A 23,366-nucleotide genomic window follows, 5' to 3' on the forward strand; every position below is an offset into this window, starting at 1 on the left:
GAGCGCGATGTGCCTTTGGACGGTAATGCGAATCACTGGTGTCGACAACAATGTTGACGATCCTTCAGTTCTGACACAGATATCCCGCGAATCGTTGTCAATTTTCCAAAATGCTCGTCGACGGGGTTTCTCGGCCTCTGCCCGGGTGATGCACTGGCCCCTCCGACGCACCTCGCCGCGTCGAATCGCTCTGTCTCCTTCGAAAGGTTGTGTCGTGGTCGCATTCGGACTCATCGACGAGTGGAAGCCCGCTCCAGGACCGCTCACCACGTGGTCACCCACCGTCGCCTCACGAGCTGCTGCCGCGGCTGCGCCCGTTCACCCGGCACCGCCCTCGCACATCCAGCAGGCGTATCTCGAAGCCGCCTACCGCAACCGGGGATCGTCGTTCCGATTCTCGCGGCTGTGCCTGGTGACGTTCAAGATCGAAGGCGCACTGGACCGCACCGCGATGGGACGAGCATTCAACACGTTCGTCACCCGACACGATTCGTTCCGCAGCTGGTTCTCGACGACGGCCGAGGGTTCGACGCGCCACCTCGTCGACGTCGCCGACATCGCGCTCGAAGCGACCGATTTCGGAACGCCTGCGGACTCCGAGGCCATTCGGCGTCACGTGCAGGACAGCACGCCCGGTCCCGAGAGCTGGGACTGCTTCTCGTTCGGAACGATCGAACACGACGATCACTTCGTGGTGTACGCGGCAGTCGATCACCTCGACACCGACGGCATCTCGCAGGCCCTGACCTACTACGAACTGCGCCAGCTCTATCGCAACGCGGTGACGGGGGAGTCCGACGGCCTGTTCACCCCGGGCAGCTACCTCGAGTACTGCCAGCGCGAACGCCTCGAGAGCGACGCGACGACCCTCGAGAGCCCTGCGGTTCGGACCTGGATCGACTTGGTCACCGACAACGGGGGCGATCTGCCGACGTTCCCACTTCCGTTGGGACGCAGCAGTGTCGACTACACGCGGACCTCGCACAGCTCGTTCCCGTTGTTCGACGGTGCCACCGCGCAGGCAGTCGACGAGGCGTGTGCAGCCGTGGGAGTCAAGTTCATCGGCGGAATCTTCGCCGCCGCAGCTCTGGCGGAGTACGAGCTCGCCGGCCGGGGCAGCTACCTCGGTCTGACGCCCAAGAGCACTCGGGCGACCCCGGGCGAATTCGCGTCGATCGGGTGGTATTCGAGCCTGATTCCGGTGCAATTCGACCTCGGTGAGCAGCCGACGTTCCGGACCCTCGCAGTGCTCGCACAGGCAGCATTCGACTCCGGAAAGTTGCTGGCGAACACGTCGTACCACCGGGTGCTCGAGCTGGCCTTGCCGGAACACGGAATCACGACGCAGCCGGGATGGACCGCGCCGATGATCTCGTACGTCGACGTTCGCAAGTTGCCGGGCGAAGCCGAATTGGATGCGGCGGGAGCGGGTCTGTACGGCAACCGCGGCAGTTCCGAGGAAGTCTTCATGTGGATCAACCGCTTCGAGGACCACACCGGCGTCGAGTTCCTGTACCCGGGCACCGACGAGGCCGATCGTTCGATCGACCTGTACTTCTCCAAGATCTCCGAAATCTACGCCGCCGTGGTCGACGAGGGCGACTACATCCCACAGCCACCCGAGGCTCACGTGTTGGCCCACGAGCTTCCGGACGTCAGCAGGGTATGACGCTCCCTCGCCGCGGGTCGTGGCTGACGCTGGGTGCCTGCCTGCTGGCCGTCACGATGCAGATGATCGACGTCACCGCCGTCACCGTGGCGTTGCCGACGATCGCGCGTGACCTCGACGCGTCGGGCACCCAGCAGGTCTGGATCCCGACGGCGTATCTGCTCGCCTTCGCCTGCGCGCTGCTCACGATGGCGCGCGCAGGTGAGTTGTTCGGGCGCAGAACGGTATTCGTCACCGGCACTGCGCTGTTCGCCGTGACATCGGTGCTCTGCGCCTACGCGCCCACGGTCGAACTGCTCGTCCTCGCTCGCGTGCTGCAGGGGCTCGCGGGAGCGGCGATGTCGGCGCAGACGGTGGCGATCGTGACAGCGGCCTACTCCGGCACGCGGCGCACCACCGCGTTCGCGCTGTACGGTGGCACCGCGGGGCTGGCCGGGCTCGCCGGGCCGTCCATCGGCGCAGCGCTGCTGCACCTCGACATCCTCGGAACCGGTTGGCGAGCACTGTTTCTGATCAACGTCCCGATCGCGGCGGCGGCGGTCGTTCTCGGCCGCAGGTTCGTGGCATCGGGTACCGAGCAGGTCCCGGCCGGACACGGCGGGCGGTTCGACCCGGTCGGTGCCATCCTGTGGTCGATCGGGGCCCTGCTGATCGTCTGTCCCGTCATGATCAGCTCGAGTGTCGCCGCAGCGTTGCCCGCGGCTGTGCTCGGTCTGACGACGCTGGCCGGGTTCGCGATGTGGGAGCGTCGTCGACGTGCTGCAGGAGCACACGTCATGGTGAACATCGGCGTCTTCGGTGAGCGAGGATTCTCCGTGGGATGCGCCGTATCGGCTCTCGTGTACGGGACCTTCACCGGGTTCGTTCTGACGATGTCGGTGACACTGCAATCCGGACTGGGTGAGAGCGCGTCGACGGTCGGTGCGATCACTGTTCCCTTCGCGCTCGGGGCAGTGCTCGCTTCCGTGGCCGCACCGATCTCGTTCCAACACTGGGATTCTCGCGTCGTTGCGGCCGGCGCGGCTGCCATGGGACTGGCTCTGCTCGTTCTCGGAGTCACCACCGAATATCTGGACCGTGCCGGCTTTCCCTGGTGGGCGGTCGTGCCGCTCGGGGTACTGGGAGCGGGTCTCGGGTCGGTGATCGCGCCGTTGCAGAGCACCATCGTCGCGGGGGTGGCCCCGCACGCCATCGGCTCGGCATCGGGAATTCTGCCGACCGTCCAACAAGTGGGATCGGCTGTGGGAACCGCGGTGACCGGGGCCCTGTACTTCGGTCTGCTTCCTGCGGAGCCGGTTGCCGCGGACTATCTGGCGTCTCAGCGGACGGTGTTGTTCGGGCTGGCCGCGACCATGGTGGTGGCCACCGCAGTCGCGGCCGCGCTGCCCCGCGGCGTCGTCGAACGCAGCTCGTCGATGGTCTCCCAGGGTGTGCCGTGAATATTCGTAAGTGATTGTCCCGCAACAGTATCCAACAATGTCTCACCCGGACCAGGAGTTCGGGCCGATCGAAATCGAGAAGAGTTACACCATGCTTCGCACCCTCGTGACCTCGACACTCGTCGTCGGGTTGATGTCGCTGTTGTTCGTATCTGCTCCCCATGCGTCGGCCGCGCCCGGTGATCCGGCCCCGGTACCCGGCACGTTGTATGCGGCGGCTGCGGACCTGAACGGGAAGAACAACGGCGATGTCGTTGCCAGTCGGCGGTTTTCGAGCCCCCTGTATCCCGGTGCCGACATCTGGCAGCTCCAGTACCGGTCGTCCGATTCCCGAGGCGACGCCATCGCCGCAGTGACAACCGTTCTGGCACCGACGAACCGCGCACCCGGTGGGCCTCTACTGTCGTATCAGCCGTTCGTCAATGCGCTCGGATTGCAGTGCGCACCGTCGGAGTCCCTGTTCGGTGCCGACCCGACGACCGGTGTGCAGGAACGTGAATTTCTCAACCTCGCGCTGATGCGTGGATGGACCGTGGCGGTACCGGACCACCTCGGGCCGAAAAGTGCGTACGGCGCAGCCAAGTTGGGCGGACAGATCACGCTCGACGGCGTCCGCGCCGCACAGCGCGTGCCGGAACTAGGTTTGGCAGCAAGCCCGGTAGGTATGGCCGGTTACTCCGGCGGCGGTATGGCGACGGCGTGGGCCGCGGCGCTCGCTCCCAGCTATGCACCCGAGCTGAACATCGTGGGTGCCGCAGCCGGAGGTGTGCCTGCGGATCTGGACAACATCGCTCGCGCGTTGGGTTTTCAGCCCCATCAGGCATTCGGTCTCGCGTTCGCGGCCGCCCTCGGACTCGAACGCGAATACCCGGATCGCCTGCCGATCACCGCGCAGCTCAATCCCGCCGGTCTGGCGTTGAAGGATCAGGTGTCGAATGCGTGCACGCCGGTGATTCTTGCGACCGGAGCCTTCAAGAGTGCGCTGGCGGTCTCGACCACTACGTCGTTGGTGGACAGCCCCGAGGCGCAGCAGATCATCGACGAGAACAGTCTGGTCAAGTACGCGGGTGTGCCGACGGCACCCACACTTCTGTGGGGAAGCGACAACGATCCGCTCATTCCGATCGGAGCGTTGCGTGATACTGCTGCTCGGTACTGCGCGAGTGGTGCCACCTTGCAGTTCGACGTCGTCCACGCACCGCAGCACATCCAGGCGGCGTTCGAGGGTCTTCCCGCGGCACTGACATTCCTGGACAACAGGTTCCGGGGTGTCGCGCCGCCGACGAACTGCCTCCGATGAGAAGACTGGCAACCGTCGTCGCTGCTGTGACGACGGCTCTGGTCGCGGCTTCCGCGCCCGGATATGCAGCGGATCTTCCGGTCCTGGCACCGCAGACACTCGGCGACTTCTCGGTGCAGACTCGGTACTTCGACGTCGCAGTGGGGCCCGAACACGACCAGCACTGCACCGTCGTCGGGGATGTGTACGTTCCTGTCGGGCTCGGACCGGACCACCGAGCTCCAGCCATTCTGACCAGCAACGGTTTCGGCGGATCCAAGGACGACCAGGCCGGTGCCGCTGCCAGATTCGCCACTCACGGCTACGTGGTTCTGACGTACTCGGCCCTGGGTTTCGGCGGCTCGACATGCAAGATCTACTTCGCCGATCCCGATTACGACGGCATGGCCGCATCGGCTCTGATCGGCTATCTGGCCGGTGAGAGCGGCGGGGTGTTCACCGATCCCGCACGGACGGTGGCCGCCCCGGCACTGGATGTCGTTCGCCTCGACGCACCGGGTGACCCGCGCGTCGGCTACCTCGGCGGTTCCTACGCCGGCGCAACGGGATTGGCGACGGCGTCGGTCGATCCACGATTGGACACCGTCGCTTCGATGATCACCTGGAACGATCTGGCGCGGTCGTTGGCACCGGACGGGGCCGGCCGCAGATCCGTCGGGCCGGTCAAGAGCGTGTTCGGTTCGGCATTTCTGGCCGCCGGTGCCGTTCTGACCGGCCCGGGCGGATACGCCGTCGATCCGGCACGGGCACAGGGGTGCCCGAACTACGCCCAGTGGGTGTGCGACGCCGCGTCCGCCTTCACTGACAATCGCGAACCCGACCCGGGAACTCTGGCGGCGATGCGTCATGTCTCGCCCGTCGACTACCTCGATCGAGTCGATGTGCCGGTGCTGCTCACGCAGGGTCAGAAAGATTCGCTGTTCAGTCTCGACGAGGCCGTAGCCACATTCGAGGCCCTGCGGGCGAGGGGAGTGGAGACGTCCATGGTCTGGCACTCGTGGGGACACAACGATCGCAAGGGTTATCCGGGTGAGTTCGACATCAAGGCCCCCGACCCGTTCACGCAGCACGAAGCGGCACTGGTGGGCAATTGGCTCGACCGATACCTCAAGGATCGTGACGTCGACCCAGGACCGGCTTTCACCTACTTCCGGGACTGGGTGCCCTATACCGGTGTCGCGTCGCCGGCCTACGTCGAATCCGAGACATTTCCCGTCGGTGCTCGCCGCGCGTTCCGTTTGTCGAATGGATCACTGGCGGAGCGGGATTCGTCGAACGAAGTGTGGACGCAGACGATTCGGGGTGCAGGTGCGTCGATGCCCACCACGTTCGGACTGCCGAATCTCGCGGCCGAGTTGCCCGTGCCGCGGGTCTCGCTACCCGGCTCTGCCGCGCACTGGACGACGCCGCCACTGACCGAACCCATCGACGTCGTCGGCGCCCCGGAATTGTCCATCGGTCCCACGGTGTCCGGTCCCGCGACCGTCTTCGTCACCGTGCTCGACGTAGCACCCGACGGTGCGCGGAGCCCGATTCACGGACTCCTTGCACCCGCCGTACTCACCGGATCCGTTGAACCGGTGACCATCTCGCTACCCAGCATCGTCCATCGATTCGACCGCGGTCATCGCGTCGCCGTCGAGATCACCGCGTCGGATCCGTCCTTCGCAGGTGGGCCGGGCCCAGCGGACGTCACCGTGTCCTCGACGGATCCGATCAACCAGTTCTCTCTTCCCGTAGTCCCGTGATCTTCGATTTTGCTCACCCGAAAGGCTCGCTGTGATCCGAAAACTCTTTACCCTGGGGTCCATCCTGGTGGCGCTCTGCGCGTCCCTGTTCGCAGTGGGCACAACAGCTTCGGCGGCTCCCGCGCCGACTGCCCCGGATCCGGACGTCTTCTACGCGGCACCGGCCGACATCGCCGATCACGCGCCGGGTGACATCCTGGCCAGCCGACGGGCCGACGCCTGGATGTACCCCAACACCGACATCTGGCAACTCAAGTATCGGTCCACCAACTCCGCAGGTGCACCCGTCGCCGCGGTGACGACCGTGCTGATGCCGCGAGGCAAGGGCGCGGGAACCCCACTGGTGTCCTATCAAGCCGTCATCAATGCCCTGGGCGTCAAATGTGCACCGTCGCATGGTCTTTTCACATACGAGATCGGTGAAGCGCCGAGCCTGTACGTCGGTATGGTCGCCCGCGGTTGGGCGGTTGCGGTGCCGGATTACCTCGGCCCGACCGGAGCCTACGGAGCCGCGGAGTACGAAGGTCGTCTGACGCTCGACGGCGTGCGGGCCGTGCAGAACTTCGAGCAGTTGCCGCTGAAGGACAGTCCCGTTGCACTGTTGGGTTACTCGGGAGGCGCACTGGCGACCTCGTGGGCCGGTGCCATGGCACCCACTTACGCGCCGGAGCTGAACATCGTGGCCAGCGTGCACGGCGGAACTCCGGCCGACCTGGGATTGATCGCACAGAACCTGGGCTACAGCGCGATTCCGCACCCCGCCTTCGGAATGGCACTCGCGGCATCACTGGGACTCGAACGTGAATACCCGACCGAATTTCCCGTCTCGGAGAACCTGAATGCAGCGGGCCTGGCCCTGCGAGATCGCGTGAGCAACGAATGCAGGCGCCCATCATCATCGGCGGAGCGTTCAAGAGCGCAAGAGATCTGTCGAACGTCGACATCGCGTCCCTGCCCTCTGCGCAGGCGGTATTGAAGAAGAACAGTCTCGTCGACTACGACGGCGTCCCCACGGCCCCGGTGTACATCTGGCATGGGATCAACGACTTCATCACCCCCTACGCGCCGGTGAAGGAGACGGTCGACCGCTACTGCGCAGCCGGGGCAACCGTGCAGTTCCGGGCGTATCCACTCGCCGAGCACTTCAGCGGATCGATCGTCGGACTGCCCGAGGCCTACGCCTACGTGGACGCACGATTCCGAGGAGAGCCGGCACCGTCGAACTGCGGCTGATGTCCGCTGGGTGGTGACCTCGCACTGCATTTGTCGACTGCGCGCCCTCGCTCCTGAGTGAGCGGGGGCGCGCAGTCGGTAGTAGGTGTGTGAGGTTGCCGGGGAACCGAGAGGGTGCTCGCCGCGTCCAACCAGTTGTGAGAGCAACAGGGCGCTGGGTGACGGGTGTGGTCGGACTGATGATGCTGGTCGCCGGATGTGGTGAGTCGACGCCGAGTGCACCGAATGCTGCGTTGCCGACGTCGACCAGCGCTGCGCCGATCGCCACCGAGCCCTGGGATCCATGCACCATCCCGGACAATGCCGTCGAGGCCGCGGGATTGGATGTGGAAAGCAAAAGCTCGAACTTGTTCGGAGACGCCCCGCTGTCCAACGACTGGAAGACGTGTATCTGGACAGACCCTGACCCTGGATCGTGGTACTTCCTGGGCGCGTTCTCGGGCTTCCACTCGCTGGACGATCTGGAGGCGAACGACCGCTTCAATCAATTCTCGAAAGTCGACGGTCTCGGCGGTTACCAGTTCTTGCGCGCTGATCGCCCCGCCGGACGAAGTTGTGGCATGGCATTCGAGGTGGAGAAGGGTCTGGTGTATTTCGTCCTCGACACTCGCGCGGCGAGCGAGCCAGCAAGAGATCCGTGTGTGGAAATCGAGAATATTGCGCGCAGTACGCGCGCATCGCTCCCACCTATTTCGAACTGAACTGGAGGGTATGACTGTGGGACAAGACCCCGGGGATCTGTTCGACTCGATGCAGAACTGGCGACACTTGTCGCATCAGGCCGCAGCCGGAATTTTGGATATACCGGAAGGTGTTGCGGCGCAGTGCGACGCTGCATGCGTCACGTACATCGCCCACCTGGAGGGCATGGTGCAGCAGACGGAGTTTCTCGTCGATCTCGACGCATTCGGAACGCTTCCTTCAGCTCGACAGCTGGGTCGCAAGTTCAAGCGACTGGCCGATGGTGAGGAACGGTCGGCGGCTGTTGCGATCAGGCAACACATCGAGGTCATCGAATTGATGCGCTCGGTGTTTCGTCGCTATTTCGTCGCTATTTCGTCGACACCGAAGAGGTCGATCAGAGTGTGGGTGCTCGGGTCGGCGAGATCGGGGCGGCGCTGGGGGAGTAGTCCCGCAACCTCACACCCTTTCTCCGGACCTCGCACCCCCGCTATGCGCGGAACCCCGGCGTGCGGTCGCCCAAAAGGGTGGGAGGTTCCGTGCATTGCCAACGCCATACCGTCGACCTGCCCGAAATGTCCGTAAAGGCAACTACGGCAACGCAATCACGACAACATTCGCGAATCGGATGCCTTACTCTGCCTTCGTGAATCTTTCCACGGCCCGGCTGGTACAGATGCGTCCGCGCGATCCGAACGAACCGCATCGCGCGGCGAGTCCACTCGAATTGTTCTTCGACCTCGTGTTCGTCGTGGCCGTCAGTATCGCGGCGGTGCAACTCCATCACGCGCTCACCGAGAACCATGTCGCCGACGGCCTGCTCAGTTACGCGCTCGTGTTCTTCGCGATCTGGTGGGCGTGGATGAACTTCACGTGGTTCGCCACCTCCTTCGATACCGACGACTGGCTCTATCGAACGCTGACCGTCGTACAGATGGCCGGCGTGCTGGTGCTCGCCGCCGGAGTCGAATCAGCGTTCGTGGACAAGGACTTTGCGGTCGTCGTGCTCGGCTACGTCGTGATGCGCGTGGCGATGGTGACGCAATGGGTTCGAGCGTCTCGGACCGGTGACTACAAGAAGACCGCACTGACATACGCGACAGGCATTGCGGGCGTTCAAGTTCTGTGGATTCTCTGGCTGGTGCTGTTCGACGGCACAGCCGCCGTCGTCTTGTTCTTCGTGTTGGCAGCCGCGGAAATGGCGGTTCCGTTGATCGCCGAACGCAGCGGGTCGACGCCATGGCACCCGCATCACATCACCGAACGCTACGGGCTGTTCACGCTGATACTGCTCGGCGAGAGTCTGCTCGCATCGGCCAACGCCATCATCGAAGCGCTGCACGACGAGACGGCGCTGGCACCCTTGATCTCGATTTCCGTCCTCACCCTCGTCGTCACCGCGAGTCTGTGGTGGATCTACTTCTGGCCGCCGCATCACCGGGCCATCGGAAAGTTCGGCAACTCGCTGATCTACGGCTACACGCACTACTTCATCTTCGCCGCGGCGGGCGCGTTCTCGGCCGGCATCGAGGTCGAGATCGATGTGCTCACCGAACACAGCAAGCTCGGGGACGTCGCCGCGTCGTTCACCGTCACGGTGCCGATTGCGATATTCGTCCTCGGCGTCTGGCTGATCGCCATGCGCGCCCACGCGGATCGCGTCGTCAACATCGCGGTTCCGGTCGGTGCCGTGCTCGTCTTGTTCGACCCGATCATTCCCATCCCGATCACCCTCACCGCGGTCGTCATGATCGTCGTCGTCGGCGTGCTCGTCGCACGCGGGCCACGACCCCCAGCGTTAGGTCGTTCCGCAGGCTCCACTCCCCAGCGTCCCGCATGAGAAACTGACCACATGAGTATCGGAACCCTGATTCTGCTTCGTCACGGCGAGAGCGAATGGAACGCGTCCAACCAGTTCACCGGCTGGGTCGACGTGCGACTGACCGAGAAGGGCGAGGCCGAGGGCAAGCGCGCCGGCCAGCTCCTCGCCGAGGCGGGCGTACTGCCCGACCTGCTGTACACCTCGTTGCTGCGCCGCGCGATCAGCACCGCGAACCTCGCGCTCGACGCGGCCGAGCGGCATTGGATCCCCGTCGTGCGCGACTGGCGTCTGAACGAGCGTCACTACGGCGCACTGCAGGGCTTGAACAAGGCCGAGACCAAGGACAAGTACGGCAACGAGCAGTTCATGCTGTGGCGTCGTAGCTACGACACGCCGCCGCCCGCCATCGAGGCAGGCAGCGAGTTCAGCCAGGACGCCGATCCCCGCTACGCCGACCTGGACAGCGTTCCGCTGACCGAATGCCTCGCCGACGTCGTCGAACGGCTCATCCCGTACTTCGAGGAGACGATCGTCGCCGATCTGAAGGCCGGCAAGAACGTGCTCGTCGCCGCACACGGCAACTCGCTGCGTGCACTCGTGAAGTACCTCGACGAGATCTCCGACGCGGACATCGCCGAACTGAACATCCCCACCGGCATCCCACTGCAGTACGACCTCACCGAGGTCGACGGCAAGCTGAAGCCGACCAATCCGGGTGGCACCTACCTGGATCCGGAAGCAGCGGCTGCGGGTGCGGCTGCCGTGGCAAACCAGGGCGGTAAGTAACTCCGCCACGCACAAACCGGCAGTTTGTCGAAACTGCAGGTGAACGAACGAAGAACACTGCCGACGAGGGCTATGACGACCAGGGAAATGCCTGCACCCTGCGTATGTGAGCCGTCCATCGAACGTACGATTCCGGTGTGAGTGTTGCATCGGCCGTACTACTGGCAATTGCCGCGGCCTTCGTGGGATACCTCGTCGGCGGTGTTCTGATCCCGTACCTCAACACTCGACACTCGGAGCGTCGCCGCGCCACCTCCGGATTGACGATGTCGCAGGTACTGGACCTGATCGTGCTGGCGTCGGAGAGCGGTATCGCCGTCGTCGATCAATTTCACGACGTCGTGCTGTCGAATCCACGGGCCGAGGAGCTCGGCCTGGTGCGTAACCGTTCCATCGACGAGCGGGCGTGGGCCGCGGCGACGAAAGTGCTGTCCGACGGCAATCCCGTCGAAGTCGATCTCAGTGCCAAGGCCCCCCGGCCCGGCCGCGACAAGATCGCCGTCCGGTGCGTCGCGAGACTTCTCAGCAAAGAGGACCGACGGTTCGTCGTTCTCTTCGCCGACGACGATTCCGAGCAGGTACGGATGGAGGCCACGCGTCGCGACTTCGTGGCCAACGTCAGTCACGAACTCAAGACGCCGGTCGGTGCGATGAGCCTGCTGGCCGAGGCGCTGCTCGAATCCGCCGACGATCCCGATTCCGTCCGGCACTTCGGCGGCAAGGTCGTCGCCGAATCCAAACGCCTGGGCAACATGGTGACCGAGCTGATCGCACTGTCGCGTCTGCAGGGGGCCGAGAAACTGCCCGACCTGGAAGTGGTCGACGTGGACACCGTCGTCAACGAGGCGATGGACCGGTCCAAACTCGCTGCCGAGAACGCGGGCATCTCCGTCACCACCGACCACCCGAGCGGGCTCGAAGTACTCGGCGACCAGGCGCTCCTGGTGACGGCCCTGGCCAACCTCATCCAGAACGCGATCGCGTACTCCTCCGACGGTTCGCCCGTCTCGGTCAGTAGGGCACTGCGCGGATCGAACGTCGCGTTCGCCGTCACCGACCGCGGAATCGGTATCGCCAAGGCGGACCAGGAACGCGTCTTCGAGAGATTCTTCCGCGTCGACAAAGCTCGGTCGCGGGCCACCGGCGGCACAGGCCTGGGCCTTGCCATCGCCAAACACGTCGCAGCCAACCACAACGGCAGCATCTCGCTGTGGAGCAAGCTGGGCACCGGATCCACCTTCACCCTCCAGATCCCCGCGTACTTCGAAGAAGAAGACGACGCCGCGGTTACAGAAAGAGAGAATCAGTGACCAACGTTCTGATCGTGGAAGACGAAGAGTCGTTGGCCGATCCACTGGCCTTCCTGCTCCGCAAAGAGGGGTTCGAGGCCACCGTCGTCGGCGACGGTCCGTCGGCTCTTGCCGAATTCGATCGTGCCGGCGCGGACATCGTGCTGCTCGACCTGATGCTTCCCGGAATGAGCGGCACCGACGTGTGCAAGCAATTGCGTTCGCGCTCAGGCGTTCCCGTGATCATGGTGACCGCGCGTGACAGTGAGATCGACAAGGTCGTGGGGCTCGAACTCGGTGCCGACGACTACGTCACCAAGCCGTATTCGGCTCGTGAGCTGATCGCTCGTATCCGCGCCGTACTGCGCCGCGGCAGTGACGCCGAGGTCGACGGCGGCACCGACACCGGAGTGCTCGAAGCCGGGCCGGTGCGGATGGACGTCGAACGGCATGTGGTGATGGTCGGATCCGATCAGATCACGTTGCCGCTCAAGGAGTTCGACCTGCTCGAATACCTGCTGCGCAACTCCGGCCGGGTCTTGACCAGGGGCCAGTTGATCGACCGAGTGTGGGGTGCGGACTACGTGGGCGACACGAAGACTCTCGACGTGCACGTCAAACGACTGCGGTCGAAAATCGAGACCGACCCGGCCAAGCCGGAGCATCTCGTCACCGTGCGCGGTCTGGGCTACAAGCTCGAGGGGTAGAGCCTGCGGCATGTGAGTGGAAACGCGTAGCCCACTACGAGTTTCCACTCACGTGCGGCGCCAGCCGCCCTACCGGCGCTGGGCCTCACGAGTGGCCGGATGTACGGCAATCAGACCGAGGCCACGGCGACGCTTGCACAGGGACGCCAACTCCTCGTACGCAGCCTTGCCGAGCAGCTCGGTCAATTCCGGCTTGTACGACTCGAACACCTGCTTGGCTCCGACGTGCGCGTCGGGTGAGCCGGAGCAGTACCAGTGCAGATCGAGTCCGCCTTCGCCCCAACCGCGTCGGTCGTACTCGCCGATGGTGGTCTTGAGAATCTCGGAGCCGTCGGGACGCGTCACCCAATCCTGAGTGCGCCTGATGGGCAACTGCCAGCACACATCGGGCTTGACCTCGAGCGGCTCGATGCCCTTGCGCAGCGCCATCGAATGCAGTGCGCACCCGATGCCACCCTCGAACCCGGGTCGGTTCTGGAAGATGCACGCACCCTTGTACCGCCGCGTGCGCAAAGATTGTTCGTCGTCGAGATCGTCGTATTCGACGTATCCCTTCTTGCCCAGACCCTTGTCCATCAGCTGCCAGTCCTGCGGCGTGAGCAACTTCACCGACTCGTCGAGCTTGCGTTTGTCGTCCTCATCGGACAGGAACGCGCCGTGCGAGCAGCATCCGTCGTCGGGGCGACCCTCGACGGTGCCCTGGCAGGCGGGGGTGCCGAACACGCAGGTCCAGTTGGACAACAGCCACGTCAGATCGGCGGCAATGACATGTTCGGAGTTGTCGGGATCGGGAAACTCGACCCATTCTCGCGGGAAATCCAACTCGACCTCTGCAGCGAACGACTGCTGCTCACGACCTGCTGTCACAAATGACGACGGTAGACCCAGTACCGTGGGGTTGTGCGATTAGGGGTGCTCGACGTCGGTAGCAACACGGTGCATCTGCTCGTAGTGGACGCACACCGTGGCGCACACCCGACGCCGATGAGCTCGAGCAAGGCGACGTTGCGCCTGTCGGAGAACACCGACGCGTTCGGCAACATCACTCCTGCAGGTGCCGATCGGCTCGTCGACGAGGTGCGTGAGTTTGCCGCCATCGCCGCCCGGTCGGGTTGCAGTGAACTGATGGCGTTCGCCACCTCTGCGGTGCGCGACGCCTACAACTCCGACGACGTTCTCGCGCGTGTTCTCGCCGAGACCGGAGTGGCCCTGGAAACTCTGTCGGGCGTGGACGAGGCCAGATTGACGTTCCTGGCCGTGCGCCGCTGGTACGGCTGGAGCGCCGGGCGCATCCTCGGACTCGACATCGGCGGCGGATCGCTGGAACTGACCAGCGGCAGCGACGAGAATCCCGACGTGGCGTTCTCCCTGCAGCTCGGTGCCGGCCGCCTCACCCGGGACTGGCTCGACGAGGATCCTCCGGGAAAGCGTCGTATTGCCGTTCTTCGTGACTGGTTGGATGCCGAACTCGCGACACCGGCCAAAGAACTGTTGGCTGCGGGCGATGCGGACCGCGCGGTGGGAACGTCGAAGACATTTCGTTCGTTGGCTCGCTTGACCGGTGCTGCGCCTTCCGCGGCCGGTCCGCGAGTGACGAGAACGCTGACGGCGAGCGGTCTGAGGCAACTCATCGCGTTCATATCGCGGATGACGGCCGCCGACCGTGCAGAATTGGAAGGCATCAGTGCCGACAGGTCACCACAACTGGTGGCCGGGGCGCTGGTAGCGGAGGCGAGCATGCGGGCACTGTCGGTGGAATCACTCGAGATCTGTCCGTGGGCGCTGAGGGAAGGTTTGATTTTGAGGAAGCTGGACACCGAAGCCGACGGCGATCTGGTGGGGAGTTCGAGATGAGCGACGCCAACCCGGAAGACACCGGGCAGATCTCGGTCGCCGAGCTGTTGGCCAGAAACGGCCAGAAGACCAACCTGACTGCAGGAGGGCGACGCAGGCGAGGCGTCAAGGGCGGCATCTCCGTGGCCGAACTGACCGGGGAGATTCCCGTCGTTCGTGACGAACCCGGCGACCGCAGCGCACCCGTCGTCGACGAGCCGCAGGACGAAGCTCCCGATACCGCTGCGAACGAGCCCACGAGCAGTGCATCCGACGGCAACACGACCACGTCGTCCAGGCCGCAACCGGCCCGGCCCCAGAGCACCCGCCCGACCCCGTACCAACCGGCAGGCAAGCGCGACAAGCAGCAGCCCGAACCGGAACTGCTGTCGGGCTCCACGACCGTCGCCGGAGACCTGCTCAATCGATCTCACGACGACACCGCGCGCGGGTTGCGGCCCGCTGCTCCTGCCGCGCAAGGATCGGAGCGACGCCCGTACGGGTCGACCCAGGCCGAGCAGGGACGGGCCCGCCGATCGGCGGGATTCCAGCCGCCGCGTTCGACCGAATCCGCCGAACCCAAGACCGACGTCACCTCGCGTGCGCCGCTGGTGGAGAGCCCACATGCCGCTCTCGTAGAGGTGGACGACCTGGCGAAGACTGCGGTCACCCCGCGCATCACGCGCGGCAACGAGGTCGACGACAAGAAGACCGCAGACAAGAAGACCGCCAACAAGAAGACCGCCGACAAGAAGACCGCCGACGAGAAGGCCACTGATGAATCGGCCGACGAGGCCGGCACTCAGGTCATACCCGAGCTAGTCGACCTCACGAAGCCGACTACCGACGAAGACACGGCCGACCCGAAGACCGTCGACCCGAAGACCGCCGACACCCCGAGTACCGGGTCGCGTGCCGATCGTCGCAAGTCGGCGAGTAAGGATCAGGCGAGCAAAGACACGGCGAGCAAGGACACGGGAAGCAAGGACAAGTCCCCGGTCAAGGGCAAGGGCGGCGCGGTTCGGCAGTGGCTGGTGCTCATCGGGCAGGCCGTGGTGTCGATCGTCGTCGGTGCGCTGCTGTTCAAGGGCTTCGAGCAGCTGTGGGACGTGTTGCCATGGGTGGCGCTGGTGCTGTCGGTTCTGGTGATCGTCGGTCTCGTCGCGGTGGTGAGGATTCTCCGGCGTACCGATGATCTGGTCTCGATCGTCATTGCCATAGCCGTCGGTGTGTTCGTCACGCTCGGTCCGTTGGCCTTCCAGCTCAGTACCGGCTGAGTTTCGACAACGATGGCGGCGAAGCGAATCAAAGTCGGATTGTCCACGGCCTCGGTGTACCCGCAGAACACCGAGGCAGCGTTTCGCTATGCCGCCGATCTGGGTTACGACGGCGTCGAACTGATGGTGTGGGCCGAATCGATCAGTCAGAACGTCGATGCGGTGGCTGCGCTGTCACGTGAGTACTCGATACCGGTGCAGGCCATCCATGCGCCGTGTCTGCTGATCTCACAGCGGGTGTGGGGATCGGATCCGATCGTCAAACTGGCCCGGTCGGTCGAAGTGGCCGAGAAGCTGGGTTCGGCGACCGTCGTCGTGCATCCGCCGTTCCGCTGGCAGCGCAAGTACAGCGACGGATTCGCCGATCAGGTGGCGGAACTGGAATCGAATTCCCACGTCGTGGTCGCGGTGGAGAACATGTTCCCGATGCGTGCCGACAGATTCTTCGGGCGCAAGGAGAAATCCGCCCAACGGCTGGAACGACGCGGAGGCCCGGGAGCGGCCCTGTCGGCGTTCTCGCCGTCGTACGACCCGACCGACGTCGGTCACGGCCACTACACACTCGACCTCTCGCACACCGCGACCGCAGGCTCGGACGCACTCGAGATGCTCGACCGGATGGGCGACGGGATAGCGCACCTGCATCTGGCCGACGGCCGCGGCGCGTCCGTGGACGAGCATCTGATCCCGGGGCACGGCAGCCAGCCCTGCGCCCAGGTCTGCACCGAACTGGTGCGGCGAGGATTCGACGGTCAAGCCGTCATCGAGATCAACACTCAGAATGCGCGCACGGTGCCCGAGCGTTCGTCGATGCTGGACCAGGCGCTGCAGTTCGCCCGCGCACACCTGTCCTGACTGCCGGTAAGTTGTCCGGAATGAGTTCCACCAGCCCGTTCCGGGCCGCAACCACACTGGTCCCACTCGACGTCTCCGCAGACACGGCGTCCTTCGCCGGTGCGATCGATTCCACCTGGACCATCGGCCCCAAAGTGCACGGCGGGGCGATGCTCGCCATCTGCGCGGCCGCGGCGCGTCAGCAGATCGTGCTGATCGACCCGGCCCAGGTCGAGATCCAGCCTTTGGCCGTCAGCGTCAGCTATCTGGCCGCGCCCGACCCAGGCGAAGTGGCGCTCACGACGATCGTGCGCAAGCGCGGCAGGCAGGTCTCGCACGTCGACGTCGAGCTGACTCAGGCCGGACGCGTCGCAGTGCGGGCGGTGGTCACCCTCGGTCGGCCCGACTCGGAGGAACCGAACCACGAAACCCCGTTGTCGCTGACGTCGATGGCCGCGGAGCCTCCTGCGGACACCCTCGCGGTGGCAGGCGATCACCCCATGGCGTCGATCGTGCACGTCGCCAAGGGCTGCGAGATGCGGATCGAACCGTCGTCGGCATCGTTTCTCACCGGTCAGCAGGGTGAGGCCGAAATTCGACTGTGGGTGCGCCCCTTCGCGGGCGACGAAGCCGACGCCGACACGTCGGTGCTCTTCGCGTTGATGGCAGGCGACATCTCGGCCCCGGTGACGATGAACCGCGGAATGTTCGGCTGGGCACCGACGGTCCAGCTGACGACATATCTGCGTCGCCGCCCGGCTCCGGGGTGGCTGCGAGTGGCAGCGACCAGCTCCGTCATCGGCAGCACCTGGTTCGAGGAGGACCACCTGATACTCGACTCGACCGGTGCCGTGGTGGTGCAGAGCCGACAGTTGGCGATGGTGCCGCGCTCGAACTGACATGGCAGGCTTGGCCATATGACGAGAATTGCAGTGATCGGTGGCGGACGGATCGGCGAGGCATTGATTGCGGGACTCCTCGAGGCCGGTCATGCCGTGCGCGACCTCGTGGTCGCCGAGAAGTCCGAGCCGCGCGCCAAAGAGATCGCGAAGGACTTCGGAGTACTGACCGCCAGTGTCGCCGACGCGGCCGAGGGAGCCGACGTCATCGTGCTGGCGGTCAAGCCGGCCGACGTCGAGGGCGCACTGAATCAGATCACCAAGATCGAGCTCGACGGTGACCGCGAACAACTCATCGTCTCGCTCGCCGCAGGCGTGCCCACCGCCAAGTTCGAGCCCAAGCTCCCCGCCGGATTCCCGGTCGTACGGGTCATGCCCAACACCCCCATGCTGGTAGGGGAGGGCGTCAGTGTGCTGGCCCCGGGGAAGTACGCCCGCGCCGAGCACCTCGAGCTCGTGCGCTCCATCCTCTCGGCCGTCGGCAAGGTCGTCGTCGTCAAGGAACATCAGCTCGACGCGGTGACGGCCGTGTCCGGGTCCGGTCCGGCCTATTTCTTCCTGGTCGCCGAGGCCATGATCGACGCGGGAGTGGGCCTGGGATTGAGCCGGGATGTCGCGTCTGCACTCGTCGCGCAGACGATGGTGGGGTCGGGAGCGATGCTGGATCGCTCGGACGAGTCCGCCAGCGAGCTTCGGTATGCCGTGACCTCGCCGGGCGGAACGACCGCCGCGGCGGTGCGCGAATTGGAGCGAAACGGCCTCCGAGCTGCCTTTTTCGATGCTCTCGGTGCCGCCAACGCCCGATCGATTGAGATGGGCATCACAGCAGAATAAAAAATCTTTTCCCCACACCCGTCGCAGTAACCCCATCTGTCCCTATAGGCTCGGGGGCAGCACGTGCGTGTCTGTTCGGCAGGAGGGGAAGCCTGCCGCATGAGACGTGCCGGAGGTAAGTGGATTGATGGCGTCTATAAACAAGCCGTCCAAGGGTTCGTCCCCGGACGGTCAACCGGCTCTGGCCGGAACACAGTTCCTCACTGTCGCCGAGGTGGCGACTCTGATGAGAGTTTCGAAAATGACCGTGTACCGACTGGTGCACGGCGGAGAGCTGCCCGCAGTACGGGTGGGTCGATCTTTTCGTGTGCACGCCAAGGCGGTACACGACTATCTCGAGACCTCGTATTTCGACGCAGGCTAGTGCACGTAGCTAGGTCGTAAGACCGGGCCGGTTTCGTAAGTCACGGCTCACACCGGTAGGATTGGCGTTCGTCGTGCCAGCCAGCCGGTGTGCAGCCGTGGGCGAGTACGTGGCCCCAGCGCCAGCTCGGTGACCAAGGTTGTTGGCTCGAAGCCTTCGGGCTTGGTTGTCAGGTAGGCGTACGCAAACGGCGTGCGCGAAAACGCTAGAGAAGAACGTGAGGACACCCGCATGGGTTCAGTGATCAAGAAGCGTCGCAAGCGCATGTCGAAGAAGAAGCACCGCAAGCTGCTTCGTCGTACCCGCGTGCAGCGCAGGAAACTCGGCAAATAAGCCTGCCGTCATCTGCTTCACGGCCGAGCCCGTCACCATCGGTGGCGGGCTCTGCTCGTTCGAAGGCGAGTGGCACCTTTCCTTTCGGACCTCCTTTCCTTTCCAGGCCTCCTTTCCTTTCAGACCTCGCGGAAACCTGTCGATCCAGTAGGCTCGGCACGGGAGCCGAAGTTGGGGAGGCGCAGTGAGTCCGAGCGATCGTGGTGTTGCCGCGCCCCGAGTGGTGCTCGTGACCGGTGCCAGTCGATTCCTCGGCGGATACCTCGTCACCCGGCTCGCTCAGAACCCTCGCATCGAACGTGTTATCGCTGTCGACGAGAAATCTCCGAGCAAAGATCTGCTGCGACGTATGGGTCGCGCGGAATTCGTTCGTGCCGATATTCGAAACCCGTTGATCGGCAAGGTGATTCGTAACGCCGGCGTCGATACCGTCGTGCATGCGGCCACGGTCGCCAAGCCTCCGAAATCCGGCGGCCGCGCGACGATGAAAGACCTCAACGTCATCGGAGCCATGCAGCTGTTCGCGGTGTGCCAGAAGTCGCCGACCGTGGAGAAGGTGGTCCTGCGGTCGTCGTCTTCGGTATACGGATGCAGCGCCAAGGATCCGGTGAAATTCACCGAGGAGATGAGTGCCCGACGCCCACCGAGCGGCGCGTACGCCAAGGACACCATCGACATCGAGGGCTACATTCGCGGACTCGGTCGTCGTCGCCCGGATATCGCGGTGTCGATTCTGCGTATGGCCCCACTGATCGGCCCGCGGCTCAACGGCACCATCTCGCGGTACATGACGTCACCCCTCATTCCGAGCATCGTCGGACGCGACGCGCGCATGCAGCTGTTGCACGAGGAGGACGCCCTTGCGGCCCTCGAACGCGCGACCATCGGCGGGCCTGCAGGCACGTTCAACATCGGTGCCGACGGCACCATCATGCTGTCGCAGGCGATTCGACGTGCCGGTCGCGTGCAGGTTCCGGTGCCGTTTCCACTGTTCAAGAGCGTGGGGCGGGCGCTCATGGGCGGAATGATGCGCGAATTCACGACCGAGCAACTCGATTACTTCCATTTCGGCTGCGGGCTGGACACCACGCGGATGCGGTCCGTGCTGGGGTTCGAGCCTCGGTGGACCACAGTCCAGGCGTTCGACGACTTCGTGCGCGGCGCGGCTCTTCGGCCGGTCGTCCGAACCGAATGGGTCGACGCCATCGAGAATCGGCTGCTCGGGGCCGTCGACACGGGGGCGTCCGCGGCGCGCGTACTGGCCTCGCTCGGCAGTGCCGACACGGCGCGAGAATCCGGAGCGGACAGGTGAGCGACGTGGCCAAAGTCATTCCCTTGCACGGCGGCGCGTCCGCCCGGTCCGCCCGCGCAGCGCAGGGTTCACGCGAGCGGCACCCATCGGCCTACGCCGACCCACGTGAGCCGACGCCGCTGGTGGACCCGACCCCCGCCGCCGGTGCGGCCACGATCGCCGCAGAAGCGGCACCCGTGCTGTCGATGATCGACGACACCAAGACCGCGATCGTCGACCAGATCTCCTCGGTCGCCGAATTCGTGCGTCGACGCCTGGCCGGCGACTACAGCGTCGACGAGTTCGGCTACGACCCGCACTTCGCCGATGCCGTCTGGTTGCCACTGCTGCGTCCGCTGTTCGACAAGTGGTTCCGCGTCGAGGTCAAAGGCATCGAGAACATCCCCGTCGAGGGAGGTGCACTCGTCGTAGCCAACCACGCCGGAGTCGTACCGGTCGACGCGCTGATGACGTCGGTTGCCGTGCGCGATCATCACCCTGCCCACCGGCCGTTGCGAATGTTGGCTGCCGACATGGCATTCGAGATGCCCGGCGTCGGCACGATCGCCCGCAAGGCCGGGCATACGTTGGCGTGCAATCCCGACGCGGAGCGGCTGCTGCGCACCGGGGAAGTTGCCGCCGTGTTCCCGGAGGGCTTCAAGGGGATCGGCAAACCGTTCAGCGAGCGGTACAAGTTGCAGCGGTTCGGCCGCGGCGGCTTCGTCTCGGCTGCACTGCGAACGGGTGCGCCGATCATTCCGTGCTCCATCGTCGGGTCCGAGGAGATCTACCCGAAGATCGGCGACATCGCCCCGCTGGCACGACTGATGGGGATGCCGTACTTCCCGGTGACACCGTTCTTCCCGCACCTCGGGCCGCTGGGCCTGATTCCGTTGCCGTCGAAGTGGTACATCGAGTTCGGCAAGCCCATCCACACCGACTCCTACGACGCCACCGCGTTCGAGGATCCGATGGTGCTCTTCGAGCTGACCGACCACGTGCGCGAAACCATTCAGCACACGTTGTACCGACTGCTTGCCAAGAGACGCAACGTGTTTCTCGGATAGCTCGGGTTATCCTCTGCCAGTGCATATTCGCGACACCACGGTAGAAGACCTCCCAGACATTCTCTACATCCACAACGATGCGGTCGCCAACACCACCGCCATCTGGGACGAGGAACAGGTGGACCTCGCCGATCGCACAGCGTGGTTCGAGGGACGGATCGCTGCCGGGTACCCGGTACTCACCGCGGAGGTCGACGGCCGGGTCGCCGGCTACGCGTCGTACGGCCAGTGGCGAGTCAAGAGCGGCTACCGGCACTCGGTGGAACATTCGGTGTACATCCACCGCGACTTCTATCGCCGCGGCCTGGCCAGTGCCTTGCTGAGCGAATTGATCGACCGCGCCCGAGGCGGCGACATCCACGTGTTGGTGGGGTTCATCGAATCCGAGAACACCACGTCCATCGCACTGCACGAGAAGTTCGGATTCGTTCGCGTCGGACAGATGCCGGAGGTGGGGGTCAAGTTCGGGCGCTGGCTGGACCTGACCCTGATGCAACTGACGCTCTGACCCGACGGGCGAGCGAGGTCAGGCCTTGCGGCGACCGATCACCGCGGCGAGACCGCCGCCCACCGCGCCCAGGGCCAGCGCAGTGGGAACGCCGATCTTGGCGGCCTTGCGTCCGGTGCGATAGTCGCGAATTTCCCAGCCGCGGTTCTTCGCCAGCTCACGCAGGTCCGGATCGGGGTTGATCGCGACCGCGGTACCGACGAGCGAGAGCATCGGCACGTCGTTGTGGCTGTCCGAATACGCGGTGCACCGCTTGAGGTTGAGGCCTTCTCGTACGGCCAACGACCGCACCGCATGAGCTTTGCCGATGCCGTGCAGGATGTCGCCGACGAGACGGCCGGTGAAGACGCCGTCCTTACTCTCGGCGACAGTTCCCAGCGCGCCCGTCAGGCCCAGCCGCTTGGCGATGATCTGCGCCAGTTCGAGGGGAGTGGCGGTAACCAGCCACACCTGCTGACCTGCGTCGAGGTGCATCTGGGCGAGGGCACGGGTGCCTGCCCAGATTTTGTCGGCGATCATCTCGTCGTAGATTTCCTCGCCGAGCCGGCTCAGTTCGGCAGTGGGACGACCGGTGATGAACGAGAGCGCCTTCTCGCGGCCACTGGCCACGTCCTCGCTGTTCTCCTTGCCGCTGACCCTGAATTTGACTTGCTGCCAAGCGAATTGGGCCACGTCGCCCGTGGTGAAGTACTTTCGGGCGGCGAGTCCGCGCGCGAAGTGGATGATCGATGCGCCCTGGACCATGGTGTTGTCCACGTCGAAGAAGGCGGCTGCGGTCAGATCGCGGGGAACCGCTCCCTCGGACTCGACCTGCAGGGCGAGAGCGGCATCGGCGCTCGCTTCACCCGCGACGTTGGCGCGGACCTCCGCATCGGACGGGCCGAACGGATTGCGAATCCGGCGAATACGCCGCTTGCGCTGCTTGTCCCCGTCCGGATCGTTCGTGTCGACCATGTCGACATCGGGCGTGTCCTCGATCGGCAGGTCTGTGCCCCCGTCAGTCACCACGTCCACCTCCCTCGCCAGTACGTCACTCGCAGCCTAATGCGTGCGTCCGACACGAGCGTCGCACGACGGCACCTACCGACGATGAACAGTTCCCGACGCACCGCGCAGCTGTGACCTTCGTCTCTGTTACCGGCATGTCAGAGTGGACGGATGGAAACGACTCCGTCCGGCGTGGCACTTCTCACCCGCGCAGGCTGCCATTCCTGCACCCACGCGTCCGCGGTGCTGCACGAGGTGTGCGCCGAATTCGGCGTCGCCGTGACGGTCATCGACGTGGACGAGGCCGCGGCCGAATCGCCTGACCTGCGCGCGGAGTACGGGGATCGAGTGCCCGTGGTGCTACTCGACGGTGTCGAGCACAGTTACTGGGAGGTCGACGTGCCCCGATTGCGGGCCGATCTGGGCCGGGCAGGGCACCCTAAGAACGTGTGATTGCTCTCCGTG

Annotated in this window: 22 protein-coding genes and 1 pseudogene; 21 read left to right on the forward strand and 2 right to left on the reverse strand. The window is 64.8% G+C overall.

What is annotated here, in order from left to right:
* Window positions 1–214: 214 nt before the first annotated feature.
* From CH262_RS07080 to CH262_RS07130, 10 genes and pseudogenes are all read left to right on the forward strand, one after another.
* The gene (locus CH262_RS07080) at window positions 215–1,669 is read left to right on the forward strand and encodes a condensation domain-containing protein (protein WP_094717277.1); all 1,455 of its coding nucleotides are present in this window, start codon (window positions 215–217) and stop codon (window positions 1,667–1,669) included.
* Complete coding sequence (locus tag CH262_RS07085) at window positions 1,666–3,108, forward strand: MFS transporter (protein ID WP_094717278.1); 1,443 nt, start codon at window positions 1,666–1,668, stop codon at window positions 3,106–3,108. Before CH262_RS07080 ends, CH262_RS07085 begins: the two co-directional genes overlap by 4 nt.
* A gap of 91 nt (window positions 3,109–3,199) precedes the next feature.
* Complete coding sequence (locus CH262_RS07090) at window positions 3,200–4,408, forward strand: lipase family protein (RefSeq protein ID WP_094717386.1); 1,209 nt, start codon at window positions 3,200–3,202, stop codon at window positions 4,406–4,408.
* Window positions 4,405–6,156, forward strand: coding sequence for a CocE/NonD family hydrolase (locus CH262_RS07095; RefSeq protein WP_094717279.1), 1,752 nt, complete (start codon window positions 4,405–4,407; stop codon window positions 6,154–6,156). Before CH262_RS07090 ends, CH262_RS07095 begins: the two co-directional genes overlap by 4 nt.
* A gap of 34 nt (window positions 6,157–6,190) precedes the next feature.
* Window positions 6,191–7,389: pseudogene (locus CH262_RS07100) on the forward strand (lipase family protein).
* 158 nt (window positions 7,390–7,547) lie between these two features.
* On the forward strand, window positions 7,548–8,090 hold the full coding sequence (locus tag CH262_RS07105; protein WP_143547079.1) for a DUF3558 domain-containing protein: 543 nt from the start codon (window positions 7,548–7,550) through the stop codon (window positions 8,088–8,090).
* Window positions 8,091–8,746: 656 nt separating this feature from the next.
* On the forward strand, window positions 8,747–9,910 hold the full coding sequence (locus CH262_RS07115) for a low temperature requirement protein A (RefSeq protein ID WP_094717282.1): 1,164 nt from the start codon (window positions 8,747–8,749) through the stop codon (window positions 9,908–9,910).
* 12 nt (window positions 9,911–9,922) lie between these two features.
* Window positions 9,923–10,678 carry a phosphoglyceromutase gene (locus tag CH262_RS07120; RefSeq protein ID WP_027498363.1) on the forward strand — a complete coding sequence of 252 codons (756 nt, stop codon included), beginning with the start codon at window positions 9,923–9,925 and terminating at the stop codon, window positions 10,676–10,678.
* Between the two features lie 137 nt (window positions 10,679–10,815).
* Entirely contained in the window at window positions 10,816–11,988 is a 1,173-nt protein-coding gene (locus tag CH262_RS07125) for a sensor histidine kinase (RefSeq protein ID WP_027498362.1), read from the forward strand.
* Complete coding sequence (locus CH262_RS07130; protein WP_027498361.1) at window positions 11,985–12,674, forward strand: response regulator transcription factor; 690 nt, start codon at window positions 11,985–11,987, stop codon at window positions 12,672–12,674. The genes CH262_RS07125 and CH262_RS07130 overlap by 4 nt, the downstream gene beginning before the upstream one ends.
* A gap of 69 nt (window positions 12,675–12,743) precedes the next feature.
* On the opposite strand, the gene CH262_RS07135 is transcribed toward CH262_RS07130, so the two are convergent.
* Window positions 12,744–13,541: a hypothetical protein gene (locus CH262_RS07135; RefSeq protein WP_032365207.1), complete on the reverse strand. Its 798-nt coding sequence runs from the start codon at window positions 13,539–13,541 to the stop codon at window positions 12,744–12,746.
* 33 nt (window positions 13,542–13,574) lie between these two features.
* On the opposite strand from CH262_RS07135, the gene CH262_RS07140 reads away from it, so the two are divergent.
* From CH262_RS07140 to CH262_RS07185, 10 genes are all read left to right on the forward strand, one after another.
* Complete coding sequence (locus CH262_RS07140) at window positions 13,575–14,528, forward strand: Ppx/GppA phosphatase family protein (RefSeq protein WP_032365208.1); 954 nt, start codon at window positions 13,575–13,577, stop codon at window positions 14,526–14,528.
* Window positions 14,525–15,784 (forward strand): hypothetical protein, encoded by a 1,260-nt coding sequence (locus tag CH262_RS07145; RefSeq protein WP_094717283.1) that lies wholly within the window; start codon window positions 14,525–14,527, stop codon window positions 15,782–15,784. The genes CH262_RS07140 and CH262_RS07145 overlap by 4 nt, the downstream gene beginning before the upstream one ends.
* A gap of 12 nt (window positions 15,785–15,796) precedes the next feature.
* Window positions 15,797–16,639, forward strand: coding sequence for a sugar phosphate isomerase/epimerase family protein (locus CH262_RS07150; RefSeq protein ID WP_032365210.1), 843 nt, complete (start codon window positions 15,797–15,799; stop codon window positions 16,637–16,639).
* 20 nt (window positions 16,640–16,659) lie between these two features.
* Window positions 16,660–17,517 (forward strand): thioesterase family protein, encoded by an 858-nt coding sequence (locus CH262_RS07155; RefSeq protein WP_032369773.1) that lies wholly within the window; start codon window positions 16,660–16,662, stop codon window positions 17,515–17,517.
* An 18-nt stretch (window positions 17,518–17,535) separates the two neighbouring features.
* Entirely contained in the window at window positions 17,536–18,351 is an 816-nt protein-coding gene (gene proC / locus CH262_RS07160) for a pyrroline-5-carboxylate reductase (RefSeq protein ID WP_027498355.1), read from the forward strand.
* A gap of 127 nt (window positions 18,352–18,478) precedes the next feature.
* The gene (locus CH262_RS07165) at window positions 18,479–18,715 is read left to right on the forward strand and encodes a helix-turn-helix domain-containing protein (RefSeq protein WP_008713658.1); all 237 of its coding nucleotides are present in this window, start codon (window positions 18,479–18,481) and stop codon (window positions 18,713–18,715) included.
* A 231-nt stretch (window positions 18,716–18,946) separates the two neighbouring features.
* Window positions 18,947–19,048: a 30S ribosomal protein bS22 gene (locus tag CH262_RS07170; RefSeq protein WP_003402602.1), complete on the forward strand. Its 102-nt coding sequence runs from the start codon at window positions 18,947–18,949 to the stop codon at window positions 19,046–19,048.
* A 184-nt stretch (window positions 19,049–19,232) separates the two neighbouring features.
* Window positions 19,233–20,360, forward strand: coding sequence for an NAD-dependent epimerase/dehydratase family protein (locus CH262_RS07175; protein ID WP_228139283.1), 1,128 nt, complete (start codon window positions 19,233–19,235; stop codon window positions 20,358–20,360).
* Window positions 20,357–21,406 carry a lysophospholipid acyltransferase family protein gene (locus CH262_RS07180; RefSeq protein ID WP_094717284.1) on the forward strand — a complete coding sequence of 350 codons (1,050 nt, stop codon included), beginning with the start codon at window positions 20,357–20,359 and terminating at the stop codon, window positions 21,404–21,406. The genes CH262_RS07175 and CH262_RS07180 overlap by 4 nt, the downstream gene beginning before the upstream one ends.
* A 19-nt stretch (window positions 21,407–21,425) precedes the next feature.
* On the forward strand, window positions 21,426–21,914 hold the full coding sequence (locus tag CH262_RS07185) for a GNAT family N-acetyltransferase (RefSeq protein WP_094717285.1): 489 nt from the start codon (window positions 21,426–21,428) through the stop codon (window positions 21,912–21,914).
* Between the two features lie 18 nt (window positions 21,915–21,932).
* Here CH262_RS07185 and CH262_RS07190 read toward each other — a convergent pair whose 3' ends face one another.
* Complete coding sequence (locus CH262_RS07190; RefSeq protein WP_045840673.1) at window positions 21,933–22,868, reverse strand: HAD family hydrolase; 936 nt, start codon at window positions 22,866–22,868, stop codon at window positions 21,933–21,935.
* 204 nt (window positions 22,869–23,072) lie between these two features.
* On the opposite strand from CH262_RS07190, the gene CH262_RS07195 reads away from it, so the two are divergent.
* Window positions 23,073–23,354 carry a glutaredoxin family protein gene (locus CH262_RS07195; protein ID WP_027498351.1) on the forward strand — a complete coding sequence of 94 codons (282 nt, stop codon included), beginning with the start codon at window positions 23,073–23,075 and terminating at the stop codon, window positions 23,352–23,354.
* Window positions 23,355–23,366: the final 12 nt, after the last annotated feature.

Source organism: Rhodococcus sp. 05-2255-1e (assembly GCF_002259025.1).
GTDB classification, from domain to species: Bacteria; Actinomycetota; Actinomycetes; order Mycobacteriales; family Mycobacteriaceae; genus Rhodococcoides; species Rhodococcoides fascians.